This is a genomic window from Streptomyces sp. NPDC043896, from assembly GCF_056435605.1.
In genome coordinates this window covers 62,795-89,744 of the sequence record NZ_JBWKEE010000020.1, presented here as the reverse complement: position 1 = coordinate 89,744, position 26,950 = coordinate 62,795, and the positions used below count along the sequence as shown (strand labels likewise).

Below are 26,950 nucleotides of genomic sequence, written 5' to 3'. Positions count from 1 at the left end.
CGCGCAGCGGCACCCCCCGCCCCGCCACCGCAGCACCCCACACCGCCTCCACGGCACACCCCGGGGGGCCCGGGGGCAGCGCCCCGAGGGGGTCCGGGGCGGAGCCCCGGGGAACGGGCGAAGGGCGGGTAGGGGACCACCCCGCGCAGCCGCACACCCCGCCCCGCCGCCACGGCACCCCGCACCGGGCCCGCGTACGGCACCGAAACCCGCAGGCCCCGCGCCGCGCGCCCGGCCAGGGCCGTGTCAGACCCCGGTGGGACACTCGCACTCGTGAGCGACCACCCCACCACCCCCTGGGCCCTCGCCGAAACCGCCGACGGCCAATGGCACGCCACGCCCCTGCACCCGCACCCGCACCCGCACCCGCACGGCCCCCGCCCCGTCACCACCACCGCCACCCCCGCGGAAGCGATCCACCGCGCACCCCCCGGCACCCGCTGGATCTGGCGGTCGACCGCCGCCGTCTACCCCCGCCTCCTCGCCTCCGGCACCCGCGTCGAACGCTGCTACGACATCGAGGACGCCGAGCTGCTGCTCCTCGCCCACGAGGGCCGCTCCGGCGAACCCCGGTCGGCGGCGGCCGCCTGGGCGCGGCTCAACGACGCCCCCGTCCCCCCGGACCCCCCGCAGCGCGCCGCCGAGCCCGCCCGCGCCGCCGCGCAGGACTCCCTCTTCGACGTCGACCCCCGGCCCACCGCGCACCTCCCCCTCGACGCCCTCCTCGCCGTGTACGCCGACCAGGTCCGCCGGACGGCGGCCACCGCCCACCCCGACCGGATGCGCCTGCTCATCGCGTCGGAGTCGGCCGCGTTCCTCATCGCCGCCGAGATGCACCACGCGGGCCTGCCCTGGCGGGCGGACGTGCACCGTGCCCTGCTGACCGAGCTGCTCGGGGAGCGCTACGCCGGCGGCGGCGAGCCGCGCCGCCTCGCCGAGCTCACCGACCGGATCTCCGCCGCCTTCGGCCGCCGTGTGCGCCCCGAGCTGCCCGCCGACGTCATCAGGGCCTTCGCCGGGGCCGGGATCAAGCTCACCTCGACCCGCCGCTGGACGATCGAGGAGATCGACCACCCGGCCGTCGCGCCGCTCCTCGAACACAAGAAGCTGTACCGGATCTACACCGCCCACGGCTGGTCCTGGCTCGCGGACTGGGTCCGCGACGGCCGCTTCCGCCCCGAGTTCATCCCCGGCGGCACCCTCACCGGCCGCTGGGTCACCAACGGCGGCGGGGCCCTGCAGATCCCCAAGGTGATCCGCCGGGCGGTCGTCGCCGATCCCGGCTGGCGGCTCGTCGTCGCCGACGCCGACCAGATGGAGCCCCGCGTCCTCGCCGCGATCTCCCGCGACCCCGCCTTCATGGAGGTGGCCGGCCGTACGGAGGACCTCTACACGGCCGTCTCCCGCCAGGGCTTCTCCGGCGACCGGGACAAGGCCAAGATCGCCGTCCTCGGCGCCGTCTACGGACAGACCTCCGGCGACGGCCTGAAGAACCTGGCCGCGCTGCGCCGCCGCTTCCCCCGCGCCGTCGCCTACGTGGACGACGCCGCCCGGGCGGGCGAGGAGGGGCGGCTCGTACGGACCTGGCTGGGCCGCACCTGCCCGCCGCCGGCGGGCGCCGCCGAGGCGGACGAGGCCGGGATCCCGCAGGAGCCGGAGCGGGCCGGCCCCGAGGACTCGGGGTGGACGCCGAGCTACGCCTCCACGAACACCCGCGCCCGGGGCCGGTTCACCCGCAACTTCGTCGTGCAGGGCAGCGCGGCCGACTGGGCCCTGCTGATGCTGGCGGCGCTGCGCCAGGCCACCGCCGGGATGCGGGCCGAGCTGGTGTTCTTCCAGCACGACGAGGTGATCGTGCACTGCCCGGCGGAGGAGGCGGAGGCCGTCGTCGAGGCGATCCGCGCCGCCGGCGACCGGGCGGGGCGGATCACCTTCGGGGACACCCCGGTGCGGTTCCCGTTCACCACAGCGGTCGTGGAGTGCTACGCCGACGCCAAATGACCGGGGCGGCGGCCGGCCCCGCCGACGGCCGGCCCCGCCACCGGGCCACCGGGCCGCCGGGCCGCCGGGCCGCCGGGCCGCCGAATCACCGGGTCACCGGCCCCACACGTCCTTCCAGTGGTCGCTCAGCGCGATCTGCTTCAGCTGCTCCAGGGTGACGGCGGGCGCCGTACGGCTCGCCGGACCCGACTGCTTCGGCGCGTTGTACGCCGAGACCGTCAGCCGCACCCCGTTGGGGCGCAGCGTGTCCACCGACCAGCGGACGACGCCCTGGGCGTCGGCGGGCCCCTGCGACACCTTGGCCCGGACCCCGCCGGACTGCGCGGTGGCGTCGGCGGGGAAGCCCGTACTGTCCGTGACCCGCTGGATCCTGAGCTCGACCAGGGAGCGCCCCTTGCCGTCGTCGACGACCACCCAGCCGTAGCCGCCGTCGCCGCCCTTGTCGGCGACGGGCTTCTCGTGGGCCAGCACCAGGCGGTGCAGGTACCTCTCGGCGTCGAGCTCGGCGTCCTTGGGGCCGCCGGCCTTCGGGCCGGTGTTCTCCGGCGGGGCGGGCGGCAGGTCCTCCAGCGCCGGCCGCCACTTGTCGGAGAGCACCAGGGCCTTCATCCGGTCCATGGTCAGCGGCGGTTCGGGACGGGTGACGCGGCTCTTCTTGCTCTGGGCGGCGTTGTGCTCCTGGGCGTCGAGGAGGTAGCCCTGCGGGGTGGCGAGGGTGGCCCGCCAGTCCTTCACCGACTTGCGGGAATCGTCGTAGTCGTGGGTCTGGATCAGCAGCAGCCGGGAGCCGTCGGGCAGCACCTCCTCCTTGCAGGAGTCGAAGGCGACGTTCTTGCGGTCGGGGCAGGTGGTCATCTCCTTGGCCATCGCGCCGGCCGGGTCGATCCGGGTGAGCAGGATGCCCACCCGGCCCTGGCCCTTGCCGTCGTCGAAGAGCCCCGTCGCCATGGGACCCTGGTCGTCGCTGCCGCGGCTCTCGGCGGGGGTGAACTGCCCGGCCGGCATCAGCGACTTCAGGATCTCGGTCATCTGCTGCGCGGTGACCGCCCCGGTGCCGGCCCGTTCCTGCGGGCCGCCCTCCTGCGGCCGGGCCGGCCCCCGGCTGGGCAGGGCGGGCGCCGACGCGACCTCGCCCCCGCCGCCCCCGATCAGGCCGCCGGTCCAGGCTCCGGCCGTCCCGACCAGGGCCAGGGCCAGCACCGATCCGCCGGCCACGGCGGCCCGGCGGCGGGCCACCAGCCGGCGCCCGCGCCGCTCGCCCGCGTCCACCAGGGCCTGCGGGTCGGGCGTGAAGGCGGAACCCGCGCTGCGGAGGGCTTCGCCGAGCTCGTCTTCAAAGGGCATGGGGGACGTAGGGGGCATGGGGGGCATGGGGAACCAGACCTTCCACTTGGTTGGCGGAGAGAGGGACAGGGCGGAGGGGAGAGCTGCGCCGGAGCCTCAGTGGCCCACGAACTCGGCCAGACTGCCGCCCAGTTGTCCCCGCAGCCGGGACAGCGCACGGGAGGCGCGGGTCCGCACGGCCGCCGAGCTGACCTTCATCGCCTCGGCGGTCTCCTCGACGCTGCGGTCCTCCCAGTACCGCAGCACCAGCACCGCCCGGTCCTTGGGCGCCAGCCGCCCCAGCGCCTCCAGCAGCGTGAGGCGCAGCGCCGGATCACCGGCGCCCGCCGCCGCGTGCCCGCCGTCGGGGAACTCCCCGACCGGGCGCTCCCCCGCCGACCGGCGGCGCTGGTGGGTCAGGAAGACCCGTACCAGCACCGTCTGCGCGTACGCGGCCGGATTGTCGATGCGCGAGATCCGGCCCCAGAGCAGGTACATCCGCCCCAGGGTCTCCTGTACGAGGTCCTCGGCGAGGTGGGTGTCCCCGCTCGCCAGCAGACAGGCCGACCGGTACAGATGACCCGACCGGCCCGCCGCGAATTCGCGGAACCCGTCTCTGCGACCCTGCCGCATGCACTCCCCCTCGCGTCCGTCTCACCCCATCGACGCGACGTGCCCCGGGAAATGTTTCACCTCGGTTTTCGGACGTCCGGGCGTCCTCAGCCGTGGCCGCCGGAGGCACCGAGGTCGTGGAAGTACACGTGGAACTCCTCGCGCACGAAGCCCTCGGACTCGTACAGCCCCTGCGCGACGTGGTTGTCGTACGCGGTCTCCAGCTGCACCCCCGCCACCCCGGCTTCCCGCGCCCGGCGCAGCACCTCGCGCAGCAGCGCCCGGCCCGCGCCGGTACGGCGGCCGGCCGGGGCGACGTACAGGTCGTTGAGGATCCACGCCGTCCGCAGGGTGAGGGAGGAGAAGGCCTGGTAGACCTGGGCGAAGCCGACGGTGCCGGCGACGCCGGGCGCGTCGGCGAGCAGCACCAGCGACTCCCCCTTGGCGACGCGGTCCGCGAGGAACGCCCGGGGGGCGGCCGCGTCCTCGACCGTCACCTCGTAGAAGTCGAGGTAGCCGCGGAAGAGTTCCGCGGCCGTGTCGAGGTCCGCCTCCCCCGCCACGCGGACCACGACGCCGGAGGCCCCGTCCGTGACCGTGACGCCCGTGCCGTCGCCGTCCTTGCTCACTGCCTGACCGAACATGCGCAACTCCTTGGTCCACTCGTGCGAGTGATCCATTGTGCGCGGGGAACACGGGCCGGTGCCGCCGAGGTTGTCCAGAAAGAAGATCCCGCCGTCCTGGCGGACGTCCTGGCGCACCGGTCCCCGTGAAGGACGCCTCGACGGGCCCGGCTCGCTCTCAGCTGCCGGTGACGGGCTGGGCGGGCAGTGAGAAGACGTGCCGCGGGGTGACGGTCTTCGTGATCGCCTCGCCGAACATCGTGCTGGGTTCGTTGCCCTCGTGGGCGACGTCCGTGTTCAGCATGACCACCAGGGTCGCCTGCGCCTGCGGCAGGTAGACGACCAGGTCCTGGTAGCCCGGCAGCGAACCGTTGTGCCCGATCCAGCCCTGCACGTCGAAGATCCCCAGGCCGTAGCCGGTGCCCGGCAGCGCGTCGACCACCTTCAGCCGCTGGGCCTGGGTGGCGGGGGTCAGCAGGGTGCCGGTGGCCAGGGTCTTCGCCCAGCTCCGCAGGTCGGGCAGGTCGGAGATCATCGCTCCGGCCGCCCAGCCCCAGGAGGGGTTCCAGCCGGTGGCGTCCTCGGTCTTCCCGGAGGCCGTCTGGTCGGTGTAGCCCTGCGCGTGCGGGCTGGGGAACTCCGCACCGGTCGGGAAGAGCGTGTGGTGCAGCCCCGCGGGCTTGGACACCCGCTCGTTGACGTACCGGGCGAGCGGAATACCGGAAACCTTCTCCACCACCAGCCCCAGCAGGATGAGGTTGGTGTTGCAGTAGTCGAACTCGGCGCCAGGCTCGAACAGCACCGGATGGCGGAAGGAGTACGAGAGCAGCTCCTGCGGGGTGAAGGGCCGCCGGGGGTCGGCCGTCAGGGCCTTGAAGAACCCGTCGTCCTCGGAGTAGTTGTAGAGCCCGCTGCGCATCCCGGCGAGCTCGCGCAGGGTGATCCGGTCGCCGTTCGGCACCCCGTCGACGTACTTCCCGATGGGGTCGTCCAGGCCGACCCTGCCCGCGTCGACCAGCTGGAGCAGGGCGGTGACGGTGAAGGTCTTCGTCACACTCCCGATCCGCTGGTACACGTCGGTGCCCATCGGCGCGCCGGTCGCCTTGTCGGCGATCCCGAAGGAACGTACGTACTCGCCCTTGCCGGGAGCGGAGAGGGCGACGACCACGCCCGGCACCCCGGCCTCCTCCAGCACCGCGCGGACCGCCTCGTCCAGCCGCGCCGCCACGGCGGGTGTGAGCTGCGGGAACTCGTCGGCCACGGGCGCGGCGACCACGCCGTGCGCCGGCGCCGCCGCGTACCCGGCCCCCACACCGACCGGGGCCACCACCATCCCGATCGCGGCCGCCCCCACCACCGCACCGCGCCACCGTGTCGTCATGCCCGGCCTCCTGCCACGCGCCGCCGCACTCCCCTCCCACGCTAGCCCCGCCCCGGCACCCCGCGCGCGCCGGAAAAGCTCCCCCTGCCCGGCAAACCAAAAGACCCCGGTCCGGACTGAGTCCGGACCGGGGTCCTGTTGGAGCCGCCTTCGGGATTCGAACCCGAGACCTACGCATTACGAGGCCCCACAAGATCATCCCGAGCGGTCCCGAACGGTGTCGCTGAATCCCGTTTCCGCTGATCAGAGACTTGTCGCCATGATCATCGTGACGCCTGGTCCGCCCTCGTGCCACCCAGTCCGCTCACGCAGCGCTCACGCAAACAGCAGCCGACCCCTCAGCGCTTACGCCGGTCGCGGTGAGGTACGAGAAGAGTGCTACCGCCTGCCCACTTTGCCCCGCACACGTGGCAGATCACATACCACTCGTCACCCACAGCGTTTTCGTCCATGTGTCCATGCTGTCCCGTCCCAGGGCACTCGTCGGTGATTTCTTCTTGCGGCATCGCTTCTCCTCCGTACCTAGTTGATCAGGCCGCGCCTTCTGCAGCGACGGCGGTCAAACGGATCGAGTGGATGACGGACACCATGACGTCCACCTCGTGCTCGGGGAAGATCGCCTCGGGCCCGGTCGGTGCGAGTGCCGTGAACGGCGATTCGTACAGTGCGTCGACATCGATCGTGCCGTTGCGCGCCAGATAGTCGATCAGCTCGTTGACGAAGCGGAGCTGGTTCGCAGTGAACGTCTTACCCTGCTGGAAGGCATCGAAGGCCAGAGCCGCTGCCTCCCTCTCCAAGCCGGTCAGGGACCGCAGGAACAACCCCAGGCCGCCGTTGGCGTCCTTGATGTAGGTGATGTCTTCCGCGGTGCCGATGCCAGCCTCGACAAAGATTGTCTCCAGCTCCGCCAGGTCCAGGGCAGTGATCTGCTTGTTGCGACGGATCTTCTGTACCGCGAGGTGGTCCTGATGCGTGTTGAGGTAGATACGGATCTTCTGCTCGAAGCGGGTGAGGTCGGTACCGATCTCCATCCCCTTGAGCGAGGCAGCGGTCAGCTCGCCCAGCTCGTCCTCGAAGTCTGTGTAAACCACGCCGCGCTTCGTCTTCTCGATCAGCCGGACAAGCCCGCGCAGGCGCCGCCGCATGGTCTCGAGCAAGGGCAGAGTCACGTCTTGCCACCACTCGTCGCCTGCGACTTCGTCGAGCAGGATCTGCTGGGCCTTGATCGCTGGGATCGTCAGCTGGTCCAGCAAGGCGGAAGCGATCTCCTGCACTTGGTCGCGAAGACGGGTGAAACCCGGGTCTGCGTTCACCGTGGCGAGCTGGAGACGGAGCGCGAGCAGATCGAATCGCTTGGCCTCCTCGCCGGTGTCATCCTTGTCACGGAATGCCGTCGGAAGGCCTGCCAGATGATCAATGGCTCGGCCGTGCGCGTCAGGTGTGAACGCCAGCCAAGCATCGAAGTCGGCGAAGGCTTCGACCTGCTCGCGGTGCGGACGGACCAGGAAGTTGTCCGGGTTCATCGCCGTAACCTCGTCATGCAGCCGGCTGGCCAGGTCCCAGCGCAGGCCGGACTCACTGACCGTGCCATCCGATTCGGGGCGTGTTGCGGCCCCGGCGGCTCGCTCCTCGCCGGAGTCTGCGGGCTCGCCAAGGGCGAGGAGCAGGTCAGCGCGGCGCTCGAAGATCCGCTGGCTCAGCGATGGGGCGACCTTGCCCTCAGCACGCATCAGGTTCTGGTTGAAGAACTCGATGTTCTGGCAGAGGTCGAAGACGAGGAAGCCATCCTTGCTCCGGTTGGGACCGAAAAGGTCGGGGGCGAGCCGGGTGCCCCGGCCGATCATCTGCCAGAACTTAGTCTTGGACCGCACCAACTTGAAGAAGACGAGGTTGACGACTTCCGGAACGTCAATGCCGGTGTCCAGCATGTCCACTGAGATGGCGATCTGGGGAAGCTTCGACGTGTCGGAGAAGTCGTCGATCAGGCTCTGGGCGTACTCCTTGCGGTAGGTGATGACCTGCGCAAAGGCGCCCTTGAGGTGCGGGTAGTTCTTGTCGAACCGCTCGGCGATGAACTCCGCATGGTGGTTGTTGGCCGCAAAGATGATGGTCTTGCCGAGCTTGTCCCCGCCGTCGATCTTCAGGCCATGCGTCATGAGGGTCTGCAGGACCTTATCGACCGTGTCGGCGTTGAAGAGGTACTTGTTCAGCTCCTCCGTGGTGATCTCGTCAGGGATCTCACCGTCCTCGTTCCACTCCGTCTCGTCCCACTTCTCCTTGTCTTCGTCGGACAAGTCGTCGTACTTGATGCCACCGCGCTGGAACTTCAGCGGCACATCGACAGCCCGTGGCGCCACCAGGTAGCCCTCGGACACAGCCTCGTCCAAGCTGTAGACATCGGTGGGCACGCCGTCCTCAAGTTCGAAGCGCCGGTAGGTGTTCCGGTCGACCTCGTCCTTGGGAGTCGCTGTCAAGCCGACGAGAAGTGCGTCGAAATAGTCGAAGATCGCCCCATACCGCTGATAGATCGATCGGTGTGCCTCGTCAATGATGATCAGGTCGAAGAAGCCAGGGCCGAAGAGCCGGCGGCCTTCAGTGTCGGTCTGTTCGATCAGGTTCATCATCGTCGGGTAGGTGGAGACGAACACCCGCGCGTTGGGGTCCTTCTCCTCCAGCAGGTTGACCACGGGGGCACCCGGAAGGTGCTTCTTGAACTCGTTGGTCGCCTGCTTGACCAGCGCCTTACGGTCGGCGAGGAAGAGGATGCGCTTGGCCCAGTTGGCGCGCATCATCAAGTCGCTGAGTGCGATCACGGTGCGGGTCTTGCCGGAACCAGTCGCCATTACGAGCAGCGCGTGGCGCAGCGAGTCCTTCTCGAAGGAGTCGGCGATCCGTCTGATCGCTCGGGACTGATAGTGGCGGCCGGCGATCTGCTCGTTGATCGGCAGCTTGGCAAGGCTACGACGGCTGGCCCGGCGCTGGATCAGAAGCCGCAGCTCGTCCTTGGTGTAGAAGCCCTGGACCTCACGGGGCGGGTAGTTGAGGTCATCGAACAGATAGGTGCGGTACCCGTTGGTGTAGAAGATGGCCGGACGCTGGTTGAACTGCTCTTCCAGAGCTTTGGCGTAGAGCGTCGCTTGGAACTTGCCCTGCTTCGGATCGCGGGTGGTCCGCTTGGCCTCGACGACGGCCAGCGGCTTCCCGTCATCGTCCCACAGGACGTAGTCGACCTTGCCATTACCAGAAGGCGATGCCGAGGTAGGCAACCCGGTGACCGGGTACTCCCTGTCCTTCGGCTGATCCAGCGCCCAGCCGGCCTCCTTGAGAAGGAGGTCGATGATCAGGGTGCGGGTCTCAGCCTCGTTGTAGTCATGAGTGTCCGGCTGCGCCTCGTTCGCAGCCTTGGCCGCCTTAATCTCCGCACGCAACTGGGCAATCTCGGCGTCGAGGTCCTGGTTCTTCTTCCGCTCGGCCGCCAGCGCAGCATCCTGCGCGGCGTACTTTTCGGCCTGCGCCTTCAGCTCAGCCTGCTTGGCGATGCGTACCTCTGCTGAAATCGGCCGAGGTATCAGTGCAGTATCAAACGCAAGCGTAGGCGCAGGCAGCACGGCCTGGTCACGGGTGTAGGTACGGGCCATCCAGTACAGAACATGGAAAAGCTCGGCAACGGTACGCACCGCATCCCTCGGTGCAACCGGAGCCTTGCGGTGCACGGCGACATTACCCTGCCGACGAATCACATCCATCTTCGTCCGGATTGCAGGGCCTGCCACCTTCACCAGCGTCGGTTCAGCAATCTGTGCGGCCAGATCACTGTGATACGGCAGCGTGAGCGTGTCGTCAGCCTCGAAAAGCCACGCCACCGCGAGCTCCAGCACCCGCCGCGCATAGAACGCAGAAGCCCTCGGGTCTGCATACGCCAGCCGCTCAGCCTGGGCTGCCTCGCGCTGAAGATCAGGCCATTCGGCCTGGAGGAACTGGAAGTTACTCACGGTGTTGACCTTTCGCTGACTCAGGAGAGATCGGCATTCACGCAACGCCCATTTGGATACCGAATGCAAAATTTAGCGACCGCAATTTACCCTTGGAAGACGAGATGCTGCAGCGAGGCGAATAGCGCATCCAATTCCGAGAGGTGGGCACGCTGCCCATCCATGGCGTTCTCCAGGATCTTAATCCGCTCCCCGTACCGATGCTGGAGTTCCAGGGGCGGGATTCCACACTCGATAGACAAGACCTTAGGCTGCGAGATGTTTTTCATCGATCCACTGGTACCAGAAGCCCTTCGGCCTACTTCTTGACGAAACTCAGCCTGCGAGAAAAGCTGCCTCACATAGAGTGGATGAGTGGCGCGATCCGCATGCCAGACAAACCGCCACAGCTTATCGGGCAGGAGAAGATTATTCGGCGGCTTCACTGCCAGAGCGGTAGCCCCGACCAACGCCTCCGTATTGGCCCGGCTAAAGATCAAATCTCCATCCTGAACGATGTGCGCGAAGGGGGGATTGTAATGAACAGGGACGGGCTTACTTTCAGCCGGATCGAACCGACCAGACGTGACAGAGCTAACCTTTAGTACGCGATACCGCGAATCTGGGCCATCAACTTCTGCAGCAGCGAAACTTTTCCCGCTCGTGAACTTGTCAACAAGGTCCGCGACTCGACCGATCGGCCACCGCCGATCATTCGAAACAATATTTCCGAACATGTCGAAGAAGATGGACTGAGCCAGATCGTCGAGGAGAGCAATAGTCCAGCGACGCTTCCTGCGCAACGTTTCCACCTGGTCCAGCAATCGCGAAATTCGCAACTGTTCGGCTCGCGGAGGGACCGGGATCAACGATTCCTTAATAATTCGGTCAGAGACGGCTGGGTAGCTCTGCCCTGTCGCCTGACGGGCCATCTCGGAAACGAACGAAGGGGAGCGGACCCAGTGAAACAGGTACGCGGGATCCAGCTCTTCGGTCACCCTCAGAACCGTGAATCCCGTAGAAGCTGTCGCTCCATCGAACTCACTTGACACGAGGGCAACACCGTTAAGATTCGGTCGCACGGTGGAGACCAGCACATCACCGCTCTGAACCAGTTGCCGCGCCCGGCTCGGGGCTTCAGCAGGGGAAACTTGCTGCGCCGCTGTAATCTCCTTGGTCAACTGGTCAATCGAACCGAGATCAATGTACGTAAATTCGTCCGCAGAGGGAGATCGCGCTGGATTCCACGTGGTGACTTTTTCGGTCAGTTCCCCAATCGAGCGAAGACTCATCCCAGCATCCTCTTCAGTTCGCTCATCCCCTGTCGAATATCTGACTCGATCCTGGTCAACTCGTCCAAGATCTCGCCCGGGGCACGGTGCTCAACTTCCTCGTGAACGACCTCCTTGTACCGGTTGACGCTCAGGTCATAATCCCGCGCAACGATATCCGCCTTGGGGATGCAGAAACTCTGCTCTGTTCTCGCCCGCTCCTGCTCGCTGCCGTTGCGGCGTCGCCAGCGTGCGAGTACGTCGGGCAGGTTGTTTTTGTCGTGGTCGCCCTTGTCCAGCACGCCATCTCCCACAAGCGGCCCGAGCTTTTCTTCTCCCAGCAGCGGAGCGCGCTTGTCGTCCAGGCTCCAACCGTCTGCGGCGACCTCGTAGAACCAGACGCTGTCCGTGCCGCCACTGTTAGTCTTGGTGAAGAACAGGATCGCCGTTGAGACGCCCGTGTACGGCTTGAAGACACCACCGGGCAACTTGACCACGGCATCCAGTTTGTGACCTTCAACTAGCAGCTTCCGCAGCTCCTTGTGTGCCTTGCTGGAACCTGACAACACGCCGTCGGGAATGATTACCGCAGCCCGGCCACCGGGCTTCAGCAGGCGCAAGAACAGGGCAAGAAATAGCAGCTCGGTCTTCTTGGTCTTCACAACCTTCTGCAGGTCTGCTGCCGTCGCGTCGTAATCTAGACTGCCCGCGAAGGGAGGATTGGCGAGGATTAGCGAGTATCGATCGGCCTCGATTGCCGCGCTCTGTGCAAGCGAATCGCGGTAGCGAATGTCGGGGTTCTCGACCGAGTGCAGCAGCATGTTCATGCTGCCGATGCGAAGCATGGTGCTGTCGAAATCAAATCCGTGGAACATGCTCTTGTTGAAGTGCTGCCGTTGGGCCGGCTCGAACAGCGCTTCACGGTGTGTACGCTCAACGTACTCGGCCGAGGCGACCAAGAAACCGGCGGTGCCGCAAGCCGGGTCACAGATCTCGTCGCCAGGCTGCGGCGCCATCATCTCCACCATGAGCTGGATGATGTGCCGGGGCGTACGGAACTGGCCATTCTGTCCCGCGGTGGCGATCTTGCCGAGCATGTATTCGTACAGGTCGCCCTTGGTGTCCCGGTCGGCCATGTCGATGCCGTTGATCATGTCAACGGCCTTGGTGAGCAGGTTCGAGGTCGTGATTGTGAAGCGCGCGTCCTTCATGTGGTGCGCGTAGGTAGAGTCCTCGCCACCCAGCGCGCGCAACCACGGGAAGACCTTGTCACGTACCCGGCTGAGCATGGTCTCGGGGGACTCATTAACGAACACCGACCAGCGCAGGAGCTTGGTCTCGTCCGTGTAGATCGGATTCTCAACCGATCGCCCGGTACGGTTGGCCTTGTTCTCCTTGGCCTGTTCCAGTATGTCGAGGCGCCGGATGAACATGAGGTAGGTGATCTGTTCGATGACCTCCAGTGGGTTGGAGATGCCGCCAGACCAGAAGGCGTCCCACAGTCGGTCGATCTTGCTCTTCAGCTCACCTGTAATCACCAGAGCAGGCTATCGGAGCCTGCCTCTGACCGGGACCTCAAGATCAAATTCGACCCGATCTGACCGTTACCCCCCCCCTGCGGCCACCCAGCCTTCCAACCCCCAAGGCGCCAGTCGGCTCACTAGGCCGACCACCGGAGGCAGCAACGAGCTTTGCGGCACGCCTGCGGATCGTCACACAGGCCATAGGCGGTCCGGTAGACGGTCAGGGAGCCGATTCCAGCGACTTCCCGTGTTCCAGGTAGGCAGTCAGGCCGTGCGCTCGAGCGCCGATGCCTGCAACGATGCGGCGAGCGAGGCGGGGGATGGTGAGGTCAGGCACCTGGTCAGCGTCGTGGAAGTCGTAGCCGCGGAGCTCGTCCGCTTGTAGGGCGATCTGCTGGCGGTCGGCGGCGGTCAAGCGGCCGCCGTCGAAGAGGTAGAGGACCTTGTCCCCCTCTCCCGGGTTCGGTGCCCAGTCCACGACGAGAAGGCGGCCGATGCGGGGTGCGATGCCGAGTTCCTCCTGGACCTCGCGCACGCAGGCTTGCCGCGGTGACTCCCCCTCCTCGACGTAGCCCCCGGGGATGTCGCGGTACTCCTTGTACGACGGCTCGACGAGGAGGACTCGATCTTCTTCGTCGAAGAAGAGAGCGCCGGCTGCCATGCGGGGGCGGGCCATCTTCGCTTCGTGCTCGTTCTCGCTCACGGATCGGACTCTAGCCGCCCGCGACGATGCCCAGTCTGCGGGCCAGGTCTGCCACGGGATGGGCAGGCCGGCCCCGGGTGCCGCGTATCCAGCCGATGACCAGTTCTCGGCTCAGGTAGTGGTGGCGTACCTGCTCGGGGGCTGCCTGTTCAGCGTCCAGCAGGACGGCCAGAGCCTCGTCGGTGCGGTTCCAGGAGCTCAGCGCCCTGGCGACTTCGAGGCTGTGCCGTACGCGTCGCTCCACGGGCAAGGCGGTCGTGTCGATTCGTGAGCCCAGGTCCGCAGCAATCTGGATGTCGCCGAGTTCGCCGGCGGTGGCCACGCAGTGGATGGCCACGTTGGTCGGACCGAAGGCCGTCCACATGTGATTGGCGTCGGCGCCGAGTCGTTGCGCGGCCTCGTTCGCCTCGCGGAGGAAGGTCTGCGTGGTCGCCCGGTCTTCTCCCCGCGCGGCGGCCATCGCACCCGTGAGGAACAGCGTGCCGTACACCGAGAGGTACTCGTCGTTGGCGTTGCCGAGCTCGGGCTGCATGACGGCTGCTGCGTCGTTCACCAGCTGGACCGCAGCTGTGAAGCGGCCGGTGGCCAGGAGGCAGTGCGTGACCGCGCGGAAGAGCGATCCCGTAACTTCACTGCGGCCGCTGAGCTGCGCTGCTGCCAGACCGCGATCCGCGGCGATCCATGCCAGCTCGGACTCTCCGACCTTGCCCAGCACCATGGCGGCGCCGTGGTAGGCGAGAGCGAGCAGGGCGTGGGCCTCCTCCGCCTCGTGCCTCGAGTAGGCGCGGGACGCGGCGAGGGCATCGGCCAGGACAAGGGGGAGACGTCGGGTGGCGAAGCCGTACCGAGATGCCTGGTAGGCATCGAGCACGTCGCCCACGTTGCCTCGAAGGTCCGGCAGGGCGGGCGGTTCCTCGCCGCTGGCGGCTCCGAGTAAAGGGGCAAGCTGCTTGTAGTCCATGAGCGTTTCCCGCAGCGCTGGAACCGTGCGGTGACCGCTGTCGGCCGACCACTCCATGAGGGCCGGCTCGGCAAGCAGGTCTCCAAGGGAGACGTCGAGGGCGTCGGCGAGTGAGGTGATCACCGAGAGGCGATCGAGCTCGATCCGGTTGTTCTCCGCTTTGCTCAGCCAGTCCGTGGTACGGCCGACAAGGCCGGCCAACACCTCTTGGGACAGGCCGCGCCGACGCCGATACCAGGCGACGCGCTCGCCGATGGTCAGGTTCTCAGTCATACCTCGCATGTCCTGATCATCACCTCGTGGCCGAAGTGAACCCCGGAAGGTTTTTCCGGGGTGCCGCCGGAAGCCCTGGCTACTGTCGCAGCAGACCGAGAACACCGCTGGGAGATGCGAACAACTCGTCCTGCATCAACTGGGTTTGGCTAATGACGCCCGTCCGTTCCACCCGTCTTCTTCAGGCAGAGAGATCGGAGATGGCACAGCCGTGAAGCCCACACCTCAAGACCCCGCAGGAGCGGTCCAGGCCGTATCGCAGCGCCCCGTGACCGTCGAAGCCGCGGCTGGCTGGAGTTCGCTGCCGGACTGGCTCACGGTCCGCGCGCTGGTGATCGACACGGGCACCGGCCGTCGAGGTGAGGTGCAGCCGTGGCCTTACTACTCCGAGAAGCCGCCCACGAGTGCCTGGCTGCGGCCGGAGGGCGGCGGAAAGGAGTGGACCGCGCGGATCGACGGCCTCCGGCCAGCCCGCGGCCAGCCGGCCGCGTGAAGCCTCAGCAGCTGTGGCAGCGGTTCGAGTGGGCCGCTGGAAGCTGCTTCCGCTGCGAACGGCTCGACGTCGAGGTGACCGTCATCGGGTCCATCGCCGTGGGCGACCTCGAGGTCGAGATCCACGCGTGCAGGAAGTGCGTTTTCCGCCTAGAGCAGCTGCACTGGGCCCTCATCGGACGACAGTCTCGGCCACTTGGCCGATAAGCCTTACATCTCTCAGCTAACTGGCACAGAAGGGGGTTTCGACGCCGGTAACCTCGGGCGGGCGAGGCGCCAAGCGCCCGTCATATGGCTTGCCTGAAAGCTGAAAGGGAACCGATGGCCCAGGATCAGGAAAACACCGTGGAGCGCACGCTCGTCCTCCTCAAGCCCGACGCGATGGTCCGCGGATACGCCGGAAAGATCATCGCCCGGTTCGAGGACGCGGCGCTGAAGATCGTCGGCATCAAGATGAAGCAGATGGACGCCGAATTCACCCGGCGCCACTACTTCGACCTGGAGGAGCGGCTCGGCGCCGACGTGTACGACCTCACGTCCACGTTCATGCAGCAGGGCCCGGTCATCGCGCTCGTGCTGGAGGGCTTCGACGCCGTCGCCACCGTCCGCAAGATCGTCGGCAGCACGTACCCGAACGAGGCCCCCGCCGGCACGATCCGCGGCGACTTCTCGCACTACAGCCGCGGCGCCAGCACGGCCTCGGGGAAGGCCGTCGCGAACCTGGTGCACGCCTCCGGCAACAAGGCCGAGGCCGACCAGGAGCTGGAGCTGTGGTTCGACAAGGACGAGCTGCACGACTACCGCACCCTCGCGGAGATCTTCACCTATTGAGCCCGACCTATGTCACCAATCGGCTGTCGACGCGTTGAACACCACCAGGCACCAACGTAGGAGAGAAGACGTCATGACCAACCCGACCCGCGTCGCTTCCCTGGCCGAGCTGGAGAACATCTTCCAGCAGGAGCTGGCCACCGACCGATGGGCCGCGGCCGAGACCGCCTTCGCGCTCGCCGTCCGCAGCCGTGACACCGGTGACTGGGAGAAGTCCCGCGAGTGGGTGGCGCAGTGCCTCCAGCTGCTGGAGGGCTTCCCGGACGAGACCGAAGAGCACGTCGCCACCAAGCGCGTGTCCGTCGGTGGCGTGCCGCTCCCGAACTACCTGCACGAGGGCGTCGTGCGTGACCGCTTCGGCGAGCTCACCTGACGCTCATCCCCGCCGGGCGGTGCGGCACGCACCCGCGTACCGCACCGCCCGGACGCTTGATCAATCGCACACCGCACTGAACTGAGCCAGCCCAGCTTCGCCTGGCTCGGGCGGATCACCCATGCCCAATTCCGTAAGGGAGCCACTGTGGCCATCGAGATCGAGATGCGCGCCCGCTTCGACAAGGACGCGCACGAGCAGCTGGTCGAACGTCTGACGCGGGAGGCCGAAGACCTCGGCTGCGACGACAAGACCATCCACTTCTACGTGCTGCCCGAACAGCTGCTGAAGGTCACGGACAACATCGCGGCCGGCTCCGCGAAGGTCACCCTCAAGGCCAGCAAGATCGGCCAGGGCGCCGCTTTCCCGGAGACCGAGTTCGCCATCGGCCGCGAGGACGTTCCGGCCGCCGTGCGGATCTTCAACGCCCTCGGCTTCGAGGACACCATGCACCAGGCGTTCAACCAGCGCCACAACTTCCGCTTCCGCGGTGTCGAGATCGCCGTGAAGTGGAGCGACGCCTGGGGGCACCACGCGGAGTTCGAGGTGCTGCTCGACGACGAGGCCAGCGCCACCGCGCGGGACGAGGCCGTCGCCCGCATCGGCGCCGTGGCCGACGAGCTGGGCGTGTACCTCATGACCGAGGAGGAGCTCGCCGAGTTCACGGCCGCATTCGAGGCCGCCGAGCAGGCCCGCAAGGAGAAGGCGGCCCAAGCCGCGTCCGTCAGCTAGGCATCCGCTGTCGCAGACCACCGAGGGGGTGGGCCCGATGAGCACGACCTCGCCGGCCGACAGTCTGGTCGAGCTGGCTGCACGCAAGCAGCTACCGCACCACCAGTACACCGATCCCGCCACCGTCCGCTGGATCGCCGCCAACAGGCCGGTCCTCTCGGATGGCCCGCCTCCCCGGCTGCGAGCGACCTCGCAGAGGCTCCTTTCCCGCTCGACCATTCCTGCCGGGTGGCTGGCCGAGGAGAGGTGCCTGGACTCCCTCCACGGGATCCGGCACGCGATGCGCACCGCCGCTCTGGCCGCGCTGCTCGCGGAGGCGGCCGAGCTCAGCGAGGACGACACCGCCACACTGGTCCTGGCCGCCGCCGTGCACGACTGCCGGCGCCTCCATGACAAGGATGACCGGGGCCACGGGGCGCGTGCCGCCATCTGGCTCACGGACAACGCCGACACCGTCTGGAACCACTTCGGGCTCGTGGCGACGCCCAGCCGGATCATGGCTGCCGCGACGGCCGTGCGTCTGCATGACCTGCCGTACGACGCCTTCTCCGAGGACGATCAGGCAGATCACGCCCGCGCCGAGGCCGTCTGCGACCTCCTCAAGGCCGCGGACGCCCTGGACCGCTACCGACTGCCGAAGCTGAGCTGGTGGCCGGACCCCGCCCAGGTCCGGTCCGACGCCTTCCGCGGCTTACGGACGACCGCCTTCGAGCTCATCGTCCGGTCCGAGACCGCTTGGCTGGCCGGGGCGGCCAGCGCAGAGGCGGTCCTCTCAGGACTCGAGCAGCTGGAGCTGACCGGCTGATGGGCTTCGTCGACGCCTACCAGCAGTGGGCCGACGCCCACGCCTTCTTCGACACGACCCTCATCCCCAGCCCTGTGGACAGCCAGGACCCGCTCGCCGAGCAGACCGCCAGGTGGGAGAGCAGGCTCGTGGCCGAGACGCCCAACGGCCGGCTGCTCCGGGACAACGCCCTATTCCGGGCCCTGGGCGGGGACGGGAAGCTGCATCTGCTCCACGTCACGCACGCCCTGGAGCAGATCAGCGAGCACGGCTCGCTCTACCCCTCCGGGGGCTGCCTGGTCGGCAGCGTCTACTGTGCGCCCCTCACCCCGACCGAGCACGGGTACCGGATGCACAACCTCGCTGAGTACGTGCTCACCAGGGAAGCACCGGCGTTCGTGGCGAAGGCCGACGCACCCAAGCGCGTGCCGACTCCGCTGATCTTCGAGATCAACCTGCCGCCCCAGGCGTACCGCGGGCTGGCCGGTGTGGACTACCTCCGCCTCGGCTCGATCCACCTCCAGATCTACTCCCGCCTGGAGTACCTGCTCTCCAAGACGGAGCGCTACCAGCTGCGCGAGACCATCGTCAGCAGGATCAAGAACTCCACGGCCTTCCTCGCCCTGGCGGCTGCCGTCGCCTACCAGGGCGCCGCCGTCCAGCCCGCCACGTTCCTGCGGCTCCTGGACGAGACGATCCCCCGGCTGCCGATCCTCGGGTACGTGTACTTCGAGGCTCTGGCGGAGTACCTGATGCTGCACTCCACCACGCGGCAGACCAGGGAACGGGCCGAGCTCGGCGAGTTCGACAACTGGCTCTACAAGGACATGCTGTTCGCGTCCTTCCCGCACATGGCGGGCAAGTTCGATCTCGCGAAGTTCCGGCCCTCCCCCGACGAGCTGGACACGCTCCTCGCCCGGATCGATCCCGGCCTCGATGCGGCCCACGCCCGCGCGTACCTCACCGAACGGATCAGCCACCTCGTCGCGGCCCGGCTGTTCACGCCTGGCCAGATCCCGGAGGCCTGGCACCACACTCGCTGGGAGTTCGACAGCCTCTCCACCCAGCTCGGCCCGCTCCTCGGCCACCTCATCCACCGCGAGCTGCGCACCTTCGGCAGGTACCCCGACTTCTATTTCTACTTCGACCAGCACAAGGCGCTCCAGGCGTGGAACTACTGGAACCACATGGACATCGTCGCGCCCTTCAACGGCACGATCCCCAAGGGCGAGATCGGTATCAACCCCGCGTACCCCGATCTCGACTACTGCGTCTGGCGCGCCGAGCAGGACGACAACGGCCGGCTCCATCCCACCGAGGAACTGACGCTGACCATCGCCCCGCGCCTGGTCGACATCAAGTACACGCTCATGCGCAACAACCAGTGGACCTTACCCACCCCTGCTGCCACCTGACGCGAGAGGACACAAGGCAGATGAATGCCCACCGTACGGACGGCTCCTCCATCGATCTCCTCGGCGAACAGATCACCGCCCTCCTCGCCGACCCGGCCACCACCCACGGCCTGGCGCGCACCCTCCGCGCCGCGGCCAAGGAGATCGAACTCAGCCGCTACCACCGCGCCAGCCAGAAGGCGTTCCCGTCGGGACTGCTCGACACCACACCGAAGAAGGTCCAGGTCGGCGGTGGAGCCCACCGCATCGACGGCTTCTACAACATCGACGCCGTGCCGCCCGCCGACCTGCTCTGGGACATCCGGGAGGGGATCCCGCTCCAGGACGACTCGGTGGAGGTGCTGTTCTCCGAGCACTTCCTGGAGCACATCGACTACCCGGTATCCGCCAAGCAGTACGCCCGCGAGGCCCACCGCATCCTGGCGACCGACGGCCGTCTCATCACCGGGGTGCCGGACGCGGCCTTCGTGCTCGGCCAGTACCCGGCTGGCCCCGGGCAGGCCGAGGAAATGATCTCCCGCTGGTACGCCAAGCGGGACTGCCGCGAGGACATCAACACCTACCTGGACCTGATCAACTACGTCTTCCGTGACCAGGACGATGACCCCACGTACAACCCGCACTACTGGGCGTACGACTTCGAGAAGCTCAGCCAGCTGTTCACCGAGGCCGGCTTCGCCACGGTCAAGCCCTGGGACTTCGACCCGCGCATGGCCAACCCGAAGCGGCGGTGGGCGAGCGTCTACGTCGTTGCGACCAAGTAGCCGTCCTCCTGGCCCCGCTTGCTTCTTGCCACAGGAAGCCTTGCGGGGTGGGGTCCGCCCTGAGCCAATGGTCCGGTCCTGGAAGTCACCGCCGGGGGAAGTGGCGGTTGAAAACCAGGTCAAGGTACTCGAACGCCTGCGTCGTATTCCAACCTTGCTCGGCGCTGACGGCCTTCCTGGCCCTCGTCGCGGCGGTATGGAGGTTGGACAGTGCGGTTGCTTTCGTGGCCGCACTCGAGCATGCAGAGAACCGGCTCGCCTTCCCCATGGGGTCATTCATGTCTGCCAGTTGGATCTCGTCGAGCCACTCGAGGTAGCCGCAAAGGTAGAGAGAGGCGCTGAAAGACGTCTGCGCCTTCATGTACTGGGCGGCGCGCATCTCCAGGTAGAACGAGGAGATCGGCACCCGATTGGTGTACTTCCAGGCCTTGGCGAGCCGGGCCAACTTCTTTGCGGCGCCAGAGATGCCCACCTGCTGGTTGACCGTGTTGACGTAGCCCAGGTGCACTGTCGGGGCCGAGCTCATCCACCCACCCGCTGGTCCTGGGATGTCGTAGACAGGCGTTTCGTCTCGGGGAGAAGTACGGAACCCGGGAAGGATCTCCCACTGCTCTGCTCCGCCAGCGAACCTAACGACGACGGTGGGACGGCGGATCTCAACGATGGTCGCCGGGAAGCTGGCCTTCAAAGCGTCCTTCACCCACTGCAGCGCGGTGTCAGACACCGGCCGGCTGCCGGTCATGCTGACCAGCAGGTCGACATCGCAGTGGTTCCTGACGCCGGTTCCATGGCCGAACGAACCAGTCTCGCGGAAGAGCTGCACCCCGAATCGGGGGGATCCTTTCAGCGAGGTCTCGACACTCAGCCGGTGTCGAGCCTTGGCGTCTCGATCACTTTGAAGCGGCGTCAGTCGCTCCAGGAAGATGTCGTAGGCCTGGGAGACCGTAAGTGCCATCGCTACCTCTCCGTTGTCGTGGTCGCCTCATCGACGGCGTAGGTCTGCCCGCCGGTGTTGATGTGGTGTTGGGCCCTCTTGTACGCCCGCTGGTTCGGGGGCTCGGCGGTCTTGTTCTGTTCATCCCGCCGAGCCGTGAGCTCAGCCAGAGCTTGGCGGGCCTCTTCGATGGACGAGTAGGGCAAGTCGATCTCTCTGGCCTGGCGAGCTGCGGTCTGAATCTCCAAATAGGCGTTACCTGCCGCTGCCGCCTGGTTCATCCGATGCGAGGCATTGATGGTTGTGAGGATGACGCCACAGCCAGACGCGATGAGGGCGAGAATGCCAGCAGGGACTCTCCCGGCTGTGGAGACGAGCGCGGCGGCGCCGGAGATGGCAGCCAGCACGCTGGCTGGCAAGCCGAGCCAGAGGTTGACGTTGCGCCACTGCTTGGTCAGCTCGAACTGCATCTGGCCGCTGCACATCGCGCTCTCTTCGAGCCGCCTCAGCTCGACCTCGATCGCGCCACGCCGCGCAGCCTCCGCTGGACCATCAGGTTCTGTCATGCCGATAAAAGTACGGGTAGGGAGTGACAGGAGACGCCGCGTTTTCAGCTTTCGATGGCACCGCACGGCCTCTTGTCCAACTCCGGCATCGGGCGGCAGCCAAGGCCGGCCGGAAGGAGAGTGGTGGAGAAAATTGCAATTCTCTCCACCACTCTCCTTCTGTTCGACCTTGCTATTGGCGGAGTCGACCGTGCTGGCTCGTGGCCGACGTGGGTGTCGCTGGCAGCGGTGTGGTGCAGTTCTGCTGGCCAGTCGCCCATGCGCTGGTACGGCGGCGGGCGGCGTCAGCTGGCACGTTGGGGCTGGGGTTGCGGCTGGTGTGCTGGAGGCGGGTGATCAGGACGCGGGCTGGTTGGCGGGCTGTGGCCAGCTCGCGCTGGGCTGCGGCCTCCTTCAGGAGCTGGTGAGGTCGGTGGCCTCGGGCCTCTGCGTCGGCGAGGAGCGCGGCAAGAGCGGGCCAGCTGGGGTCGGTGAGGATCCGGTCGGCGTGGCCGGGGACGGCGGCGCGTACGTCGTGGGCGAGCGTGCGACGGGTCTCCTGCTTCGGTTGACGCTGTTCGAGTACGACGAGCGTGGGGGTGAGAGCCTGGTCGGCGGCTGCCTGTAGGCGGTGGAGGGCCTGGCGGGCGGCGTCGGCTTGGTGGGCGTGGCCCTTGGCCTCGTGCCAGCGGTTGGCGATGATCCCGGCCCACAGGAGGGCGGCGAGGAGTGCGGCGAGGGCGCTGCCGTCGGGGCCGGTGGCGGTGTGGACGATGTCGCGGGCCGCGTGGCGGATGGCGTGGGCAGCGCGGTCTTCCGCCCGGATCTGGGAACGCTGGACGCGTGCGAACGCCTTGGATGCGGCCTGGAGTTCGGTGCGGAGGTGGGTTGGCACCTTCTGGGCGGTGGCTTCGAGGAGTTCGCCGAGGGCGGTGATGTGCGCCTGGGCGTGGGTGTCGTCGGCGAGGTCGGTGCGGAAGCTGTCGAGGGCTTCGGTGGCCTGGTGCCAGGCGGTGGTCGGGCGGTTGCGGCGGGCGGTGGGGTGTTCCTCAGGTTGGCCGGCTTCGAGGCGGGCCTGGAGTTTGGGGAGGGTGAGGTCGGGGGCGATCTTCCCTCCGGGGTGGAAGATCTGTTCGCCGTCCTTGTTGAGGTCGCCGGGGCGACCTACGGCGTAGCCGAGGAGGTCTCCGGAGGGGCCGCGCCTGGCCTTGACCGCGATGCCGTCGGCTTCGAGGTAGGCGAGGAGCTCCTCGGCGGTGCGGGCGTGGGGGATGGCGGCGCGGATGCGGTCCTGGAGCCATTCGCGGCTGGTCTGCTCCCAGCCGAGGCGCTGGGCCTTGTGCATCTCGGCCTGGGTGGGCGCGCGGGTGCCGGTGCGGTCGCCCTTCTTCAGGCGGCGCAGGCCGTAGTCCTTCTCGATCTGGCGGCAGGCGTCGCCGACGCGGATGCCGCTGTCGTGGAGCTTGGGGCGGCGGCCGTCCTCGCGGACGGTGGTGGCGAGGATGTGGATGTGGTCGTCGGCGTGGCGTACGGCAATCCAGCGGCAGGCCAGGTCGTCCCCTTCGGGGGCGATGCCGGCTGCGGCGACGATGCGCTGGGCGATCTCGCCCCACTCGGCGTCGGAGAGGTAGCGGTCTTCGGGGGCTGCGCGGACGGGGCAGTGCCAGACGTGGTCGGTGATCTTCTTGCCGAACTCGCTGTTGCGGAGCCGGACGGGTTCGTCGAGGTAGCGGGCGAGCTGGGTGAGCGTGGCGTTCTCGTCTCGGCCGGGATCGGGCATGGCGAGCATGGCGAAGCCGGCCACGATGTGCGGATCGGTGTGCTCGTCGTGGCGGCCGGGGCCGTAGAGGTAGGCGAGCAGACCACGGGTGTTGGCGCCGGAGGGCTTGATGGCGGCGATCACGATGGTCAGACCTCCCTCGGGTCGGCGGGCTCGCGCAGGGCTGCGGCGATCACCGTGAGCAGGTCATGGAGTTCGTCGAGGCGCTGGCGTATGTCGGGCGGGGTGAGATCGCTGTTCAGGGCGCGGGCGATCTGGTTGATGTTGACGCCGATGCGGTTGCACTGGCGGAGGACCTGGGCACGGAAGACGTGGGTTCGACGGCGGTCCTCGGACAGGGGGAGGTTGGCGGTGAACCGACCATCGATGAAGGCCAGGACGATGTCGGCGGCGAGGCCGGATTCACCCTTGTAGTTGTGCTCGGCGGCGGCCTCGATCAGGCGGGCGCGCTCGGTGCGGGTGAAGCGCAGCGGGCCGACGCGGTCAGTGCGCTTGTTGCCGGTGAAGCGGCGGATCGTGGGCTGGACGCTCTGCACCGTCGGCTCGCCGGCGGCGGGCTGGGCGCTGCGTTCGGCACGGAGGATCTCGCGCTGGATGGCGTGGAGCTTGTCCTGGTCGGGGCCGCCCTCGGTCCCGAACCTCCGGTCCGGCGCCCCCTGGCGCTGGGCCGTCTCCGCCACCCCCGGGGCGGAGATCCCCGAAGGCCGGCCTTGAGTCGGACTCGGGGTACTACTGGCTCCGCCAGGGGCCGTCAGCCCAAACGCGCGCCGCCAACGGTCGGTCTGCCACGGCTGTTTCGAGACCGGCGAGGGCGTGGAGTCGGGGTCGTTCGGGTCAAGCGACACAGGGCGGTTCTCCGGTGTGGGGGTGGCTGGCAAATGCGGGGACAGGCGAGGCCGGCAGGCGGGCGCCAGCGGCGTTGGCACAAGTTGCGGCGCGCGGTCAGCGAGGAGATGACCGGAAGTCCGACGGTCCCCGGAATACGGCGGGTGGCTGGCCCGGTGCAGGGGACCGTGGAGTACGAATCGCGGTCTGGGGACCGGGACGGTGGTGAGGGGACGGAGGCTCTTCGATGATCGCCGGGGACCGTGGCCGTCAGGCAGCCACGCTCCCCGTCCGGCCTTACCGGCGTTGACCTGCGGTGAATATCGGTCAGCGTCCGGGCGCGGCTCCGGTGAGAGCCTGCTGCCTGCGGAGGTCCACAAGCGCCTTCTTCACCTTCCCCAGGCGCTCGTTGCTGATCGAGTGGCCCGCGCCCTCGATGGCCTCCCGCATCTGCTTCAGCGTCGGCTTGCCGTCCAGCTTCTCGACAATTGGGAGGAAGTCGTCCACGTCACCGGTTGTCGGTCGGCCAACCTTCCGGGAAGGGACGGCGGGCAGGGCGACTTTGCGGGGACCGGCATCCAGGTCCGACTCCGCCGCGGGCTCACCACCGTTGTCACCGGAATCCTCGGGCTCCTCACCCGTGGGTGCAGGCTGGCGGCCGAAGGCTTGCCCATCGTCGTACGGGTGCTGGGCAGCGATCGTCTCAGGGGAATGGCGGTCGCCCGGGGGACGTGGGGCTGCGGGTTCGGCGACGTGCTGGTGGATCTGCCGCATCAGGGCACCGAAGGCCATGAGGGCGGCGGCTGGGGGGATGGCGGCGATCACGTAGTCCAGGAGCGGGACCTGGGTGGTGCCGCGTGTGCCGTAGACGCCGGCCACGTTCAGGGCGATGGAACCGAGGGAGCCTGTGGCGGTCAGGGTGATCGCCCACCAGTCGGTCACGCGGCGCAGGCTGGCGCGGAGCATCAGGAGCTCACCGGAGACGATGAACGCGTCGAGGGTGGCGGGCCAGGCCCACTGGCGTTTGGGGGCGTCACCCAGGCCGTGGCGTCCGGCGACCTCGGCCAGGTGGGCGTAGGAGAGCCAGAAGCCTGCGGCGGTCAGAGCGACGATCACGAATCCGGCGGCGGCCAGGACGTACCGCTCGGCCCGGATGGTTTTGTGCGTGGGGGCGGGTGTGGTCAAGCGGGTGCACTCCAAGGGCTGAGGTGTGGCCACCACACTGGGTGGCTGTGGAGGGTGGGGACTCGTCCCACTCGTCCTGTCGCTGGTCAGGGCAGGTACGGGTGCTCGGCTGATGTCGAGTCGACTCGTTGCGCCCACCCGATACCGCGTCCGGGCGGTCGGTGAGACGAGTGGGGTACGAGTTGGTACGGGTGTCGATTCGCGCGTCCTGGGAGCCGCTTTACGGGCTGTTGCATGCCTTCGACGCCAGGTTTCACCAAGTCAGCAGGTTGGTGATGTCGAGTCGACACGTTGCGCCTTCCCCACCCGTCCCCGCGCTGACCTGCGCGGGGACGGGTGGGACGAGACGTGGAGGGTCAGGCGCCGGTGGCGGACGGCGCCTCTGCGGCGGGATTCTCCGGCGGGCAGTACCGGGTCCAGGCGTCCGTGAACTGCGCGGGGGTGAAGCCCTTGGCCTGGTTGCCGTCGGGAAAGCGGCGGTTGCCCGAGCCGATGCCGTAGTCGTCGAGCAGGATCTGCAGTCCGCGCGGCGTGAGCCCCTTGGGGCTGTGCTCGGACCACGGTGCCTCTGGGTCGGCGTTGAGGAGGTCCAGCAGGTGGGTGGTCCGCAGCGCGGGCGGATTGCCGACGCTGGCGAAGGCTTTCCGGATGTCGGTCAGGATGCGGATCTTCAGTCCGCCGTCCTGGTCCCGGCCGGACTCGTAGTCCGTCATGGCCTTGCACGCCGTACGGGCGATCATCGGCCAGCGTCCGCCCGCGAGGTCGGCGATGCTGATCAGCGGCTCCCAGGTGTCGGCGGCGCGGTCGTCGACCGGGAGCTTGGGCTCCAGCGCGATGGCCTCGTCGCGGACGCTGGCCAGCCAGGCCGCCAGCCGCTCGCGCAGTGCCCTGACCGCCAGGTCGTCGCGGCCGTAGCGCCAGGAGGCGACCTTCTCGCTGCGGGCGCGGCGGCGCATGCGGATGACCACGGACCGGTCCATGATCGTGTCGGGCAGGTCGCCGATGCCGGCCAGGGCGGCCATGGCGAAGGTGGAGAACTTCTGCACGTCGTGGTTCGGGCCCGAGACGCGCAGGGTGGGGCGATTGCGCTGGTGGCCCGCGTTGAGCAGGCCGCGCATCTCCTCGTTCTTCTCCGCGACCTTCGCCGACCCGAAGATCGTGTCGACCTCGTCCACCAGCAGGGTGGGCGGGTTGCCCTCGCTGATCGAGCGGAAGATCGCCGCTGCCGAGGCGTTGACCGTGATCAGCGGATCATGGACCGCCTCGATCAGGACCTCCAGCAGCCGCGACTTTCCGCACCGCCTCGCCGGTCCGACGACCGCGAGGCGCGGGGCGTGCTGCCACACCGTCTGGAGGTGGGTGGCCGCCGCCCACAGCGTGGCGGCGGCCAGGGCCTCCTCGCTGGGCATCACTACGTACCGCCGGATCGTGGCGCGCAGCTCGTCCAGGATCGCCTCCCCCTCCGACGCGGGGATCGACGGCACGGCCGGGGGCACGTCCGCTTCAGCGGGGCCTTCGACGGCCGTGTCGAGGCCCCCGGCCGGCACGTCGTGCAAGTGGGCCCCGGGCTGGCCGGGGACCGCGACCGCAGGCCAGGTCGCCTTGGCAGGTGCGGCAGGGGGCGTGGATGTCATAGGTTCCAAGGGGC

General features: G+C 68.0%; 23 protein-coding genes. 8 read left to right on the top strand and 15 right to left on the bottom strand.

All coding sequences use genetic code 11. From position 1 onward, the window contains the following. The first annotated feature begins 273 nt into the window (after positions 1-273). Entirely contained in the window at positions 274-2,001 is a 1,728-nt protein-coding gene (locus AC069X_RS26600) for a bifunctional 3'-5' exonuclease/DNA polymerase (protein ID WP_478732153.1), read from the top strand. A 93-nt stretch (positions 2,002-2,094) separates the two neighbouring features. Here AC069X_RS26600 and AC069X_RS26595 read toward each other — a convergent pair whose 3' ends face one another. The 9 genes from AC069X_RS26595 to AC069X_RS26555 all read right to left on the bottom strand — a co-directional run bounded on the left by AC069X_RS26595 (position 2,095) and on the right by AC069X_RS26555 (position 14,642). Continuing rightward, entirely contained in the window at positions 2,095-3,345 is a 1,251-nt protein-coding gene (locus AC069X_RS26595; RefSeq protein WP_478732151.1) for a hypothetical protein, read from the bottom strand. A gap of 96 nt (positions 3,346-3,441) precedes the next feature. Beyond that, complete coding sequence (locus AC069X_RS26590; protein WP_478732149.1) at positions 3,442-3,957, bottom strand: SigE family RNA polymerase sigma factor; 516 nt, start codon at positions 3,955-3,957, stop codon at positions 3,442-3,444. Between the two features lie 86 nt (positions 3,958-4,043). Beyond that, positions 4,044-4,580 carry an N-acetyltransferase family protein gene (locus tag AC069X_RS26585; RefSeq protein ID WP_478732147.1) on the bottom strand — a complete coding sequence of 179 codons (537 nt, stop codon included), beginning with the start codon at positions 4,578-4,580 and terminating at the stop codon, positions 4,044-4,046. A 157-nt stretch (positions 4,581-4,737) separates the two neighbouring features. Beyond that, entirely contained in the window at positions 4,738-5,940 is a 1,203-nt protein-coding gene (locus tag AC069X_RS26580; RefSeq protein ID WP_478732145.1) for a serine hydrolase domain-containing protein, read from the bottom strand. Positions 5,941-6,470: 530 nt separating this feature from the next. Next, positions 6,471-9,932, bottom strand: a complete 3,462-nt coding sequence (locus AC069X_RS26575; protein WP_478732143.1) for a DEAD/DEAH box helicase family protein — start codon at positions 9,930-9,932, stop codon at positions 6,471-6,473. An 86-nt stretch (positions 9,933-10,018) separates the two neighbouring features. Next, the gene (locus AC069X_RS26570) at positions 10,019-11,203 is read right to left on the bottom strand and encodes a restriction endonuclease subunit S (RefSeq protein WP_478732141.1); all 1,185 of its coding nucleotides are present in this window, start codon (positions 11,201-11,203) and stop codon (positions 10,019-10,021) included. Next, positions 11,200-12,720, bottom strand: coding sequence for a type I restriction-modification system subunit M (locus AC069X_RS26565; protein WP_478732139.1), 1,521 nt, complete (start codon positions 12,718-12,720; stop codon positions 11,200-11,202). The genes AC069X_RS26570 and AC069X_RS26565 overlap by 4 nt, the downstream gene beginning before the upstream one ends. 205 nt (positions 12,721-12,925) lie before the next feature. After that, on the bottom strand, positions 12,926-13,408 hold the full coding sequence (locus AC069X_RS26560) for an NUDIX domain-containing protein (RefSeq protein WP_478732137.1): 483 nt from the start codon (positions 13,406-13,408) through the stop codon (positions 12,926-12,928). 10 nt (positions 13,409-13,418) lie between these two features. After that, positions 13,419-14,642, bottom strand: coding sequence for a helix-turn-helix domain-containing protein (locus tag AC069X_RS26555; protein WP_478732135.1), 1,224 nt, complete (start codon positions 14,640-14,642; stop codon positions 13,419-13,421). Between the two features lie 268 nt (positions 14,643-14,910). Here AC069X_RS26555 and AC069X_RS26550 point away from each other — a divergent pair, with 268 nt between their 5' ends. The 7 genes from AC069X_RS26550 to AC069X_RS26520 all read left to right on the top strand — a co-directional run bounded on the left by AC069X_RS26550 (position 14,911) and on the right by AC069X_RS26520 (position 20,033). Then, on the top strand, positions 14,911-15,135 hold the full coding sequence (locus tag AC069X_RS26550; RefSeq protein WP_478732133.1) for a hypothetical protein: 225 nt from the start codon (positions 14,911-14,913) through the stop codon (positions 15,133-15,135). 320 nt (positions 15,136-15,455) lie between these two features. After that, positions 15,456-15,965 carry a nucleoside-diphosphate kinase gene (locus AC069X_RS26545; protein WP_478732131.1) on the top strand — a complete coding sequence of 170 codons (510 nt, stop codon included), beginning with the start codon at positions 15,456-15,458 and terminating at the stop codon, positions 15,963-15,965. A 73-nt stretch (positions 15,966-16,038) separates the two neighbouring features. Next, positions 16,039-16,338 carry a hypothetical protein gene (locus AC069X_RS26540; protein ID WP_404016786.1) on the top strand — a complete coding sequence of 100 codons (300 nt, stop codon included), beginning with the start codon at positions 16,039-16,041 and terminating at the stop codon, positions 16,336-16,338. Between the two features lie 147 nt (positions 16,339-16,485). Further along, positions 16,486-17,070: a hypothetical protein gene (locus AC069X_RS26535; protein ID WP_478732129.1), complete on the top strand. Its 585-nt coding sequence runs from the start codon at positions 16,486-16,488 to the stop codon at positions 17,068-17,070. 37 nt (positions 17,071-17,107) lie between these two features. Next, the gene (locus tag AC069X_RS26530; protein ID WP_478732127.1) at positions 17,108-17,875 is read left to right on the top strand and encodes a hypothetical protein; all 768 of its coding nucleotides are present in this window, start codon (positions 17,108-17,110) and stop codon (positions 17,873-17,875) included. Then, on the top strand, positions 17,875-19,269 hold the full coding sequence (locus AC069X_RS26525) for a hypothetical protein (protein ID WP_478732125.1): 1,395 nt from the start codon (positions 17,875-17,877) through the stop codon (positions 19,267-19,269). The genes AC069X_RS26530 and AC069X_RS26525 overlap by 1 nt, the downstream gene beginning before the upstream one ends. Before the next feature lie 20 nt (positions 19,270-19,289). Beyond that, positions 19,290-20,033 (top strand): class I SAM-dependent methyltransferase, encoded by a 744-nt coding sequence (locus AC069X_RS26520; RefSeq protein ID WP_478732123.1) that lies wholly within the window; start codon positions 19,290-19,292, stop codon positions 20,031-20,033. Between the two features lie 85 nt (positions 20,034-20,118). Here the strand turns inward: AC069X_RS26520 and AC069X_RS26515 are convergent, their stop codons facing one another. The 6 genes from AC069X_RS26515 to AC069X_RS26490 form a co-directional block, all read right to left on the bottom strand. Next, positions 20,119-20,988: an SMODS domain-containing nucleotidyltransferase gene (locus AC069X_RS26515; protein WP_478732121.1), complete on the bottom strand. Its 870-nt coding sequence runs from the start codon at positions 20,986-20,988 to the stop codon at positions 20,119-20,121. 2 nt (positions 20,989-20,990) lie between these two features. Then, a complete protein-coding gene (locus tag AC069X_RS26510) occupies positions 20,991-21,533 on the bottom strand; it encodes an SLATT domain-containing protein (RefSeq protein ID WP_478732120.1) in 543 nt (180 codons plus the stop codon). Positions 21,534-21,705: 172 nt separating this feature from the next. Next, positions 21,706-23,415, bottom strand: coding sequence for a relaxase/mobilization nuclease domain-containing protein (locus tag AC069X_RS26505; RefSeq protein ID WP_478732118.1), 1,710 nt, complete (start codon positions 23,413-23,415; stop codon positions 21,706-21,708). A 5-nt stretch (positions 23,416-23,420) separates the two neighbouring features. After that, positions 23,421-23,972 (bottom strand): plasmid mobilization relaxosome protein MobC, encoded by a 552-nt coding sequence (mobC, locus tag AC069X_RS26500; RefSeq protein ID WP_478732116.1) that lies wholly within the window; start codon positions 23,970-23,972, stop codon positions 23,421-23,423. A 472-nt stretch (positions 23,973-24,444) separates the two neighbouring features. Then, positions 24,445-25,302: a DUF2637 domain-containing protein gene (locus AC069X_RS26495; RefSeq protein ID WP_478732114.1), complete on the bottom strand. Its 858-nt coding sequence runs from the start codon at positions 25,300-25,302 to the stop codon at positions 24,445-24,447. Positions 25,303-25,658: 356 nt separating this feature from the next. After that, entirely contained in the window at positions 25,659-26,936 is a 1,278-nt protein-coding gene (locus AC069X_RS26490) for a DUF3631 domain-containing protein (RefSeq protein ID WP_478732299.1), read from the bottom strand. Positions 26,937-26,950: the final 14 nt, after the last annotated feature.

Coding starts and splice junctions, on each gene's coding strand:
- AC069X_RS26595 (WP_478732151.1), bottom strand. CDS start 3,345: ATGCCCTTTGAAGACGAGCTCGGCGAAGCCCTCCGCAGCGCGGGTTCC.
- AC069X_RS26580 (WP_478732145.1), bottom strand. CDS start 5,940: ATGACGACACGGTGGCGCGGTGCGGTGGTGGGGGCGGCCGCGATCGGG.
- AC069X_RS26585 (WP_478732147.1), bottom strand. CDS start 4,580: ATGTTCGGTCAGGCAGTGAGCAAGGACGGCGACGGCACGGGCGTCACG.
- AC069X_RS26555 (WP_478732135.1), bottom strand. CDS start 14,642: ATGACTGAGAACCTGACCATCGGCGAGCGCGTCGCCTGGTATCGGCGT.
- AC069X_RS26525 (WP_478732125.1), top strand. CDS start 17,875: ATGGGCTTCGTCGACGCCTACCAGCAGTGGGCCGACGCCCACGCCTTC.
- AC069X_RS26545 (WP_478732131.1), top strand. CDS start 15,456: ATGGCCCAGGATCAGGAAAACACCGTGGAGCGCACGCTCGTCCTCCTC.
- AC069X_RS26570 (WP_478732141.1), bottom strand. CDS start 11,203: ATGAGTCTTCGCTCGATTGGGGAACTGACCGAAAAAGTCACCACGTGG.
- AC069X_RS26540 (WP_404016786.1), top strand. CDS start 16,039: ATGACCAACCCGACCCGCGTCGCTTCCCTGGCCGAGCTGGAGAACATC.
- AC069X_RS26510 (WP_478732120.1), bottom strand. CDS start 21,533: ATGACAGAACCTGATGGTCCAGCGGAGGCTGCGCGGCGTGGCGCGATC.
- AC069X_RS26590 (WP_478732149.1), bottom strand. CDS start 3,957: ATGCGGCAGGGTCGCAGAGACGGGTTCCGCGAATTCGCGGCGGGCCGG.
- AC069X_RS26520 (WP_478732123.1), top strand. CDS start 19,290: ATGAATGCCCACCGTACGGACGGCTCCTCCATCGATCTCCTCGGCGAA.
- AC069X_RS26515 (WP_478732121.1), bottom strand. CDS start 20,988: ATGGCACTTACGGTCTCCCAGGCCTACGACATCTTCCTGGAGCGACTG.
- AC069X_RS26490 (WP_478732299.1), bottom strand. CDS start 26,936: ATGACATCCACGCCCCCTGCCGCACCTGCCAAGGCGACCTGGCCTGCG.
- AC069X_RS26530 (WP_478732127.1), top strand. CDS start 17,108: ATGAGCACGACCTCGCCGGCCGACAGTCTGGTCGAGCTGGCTGCACGC.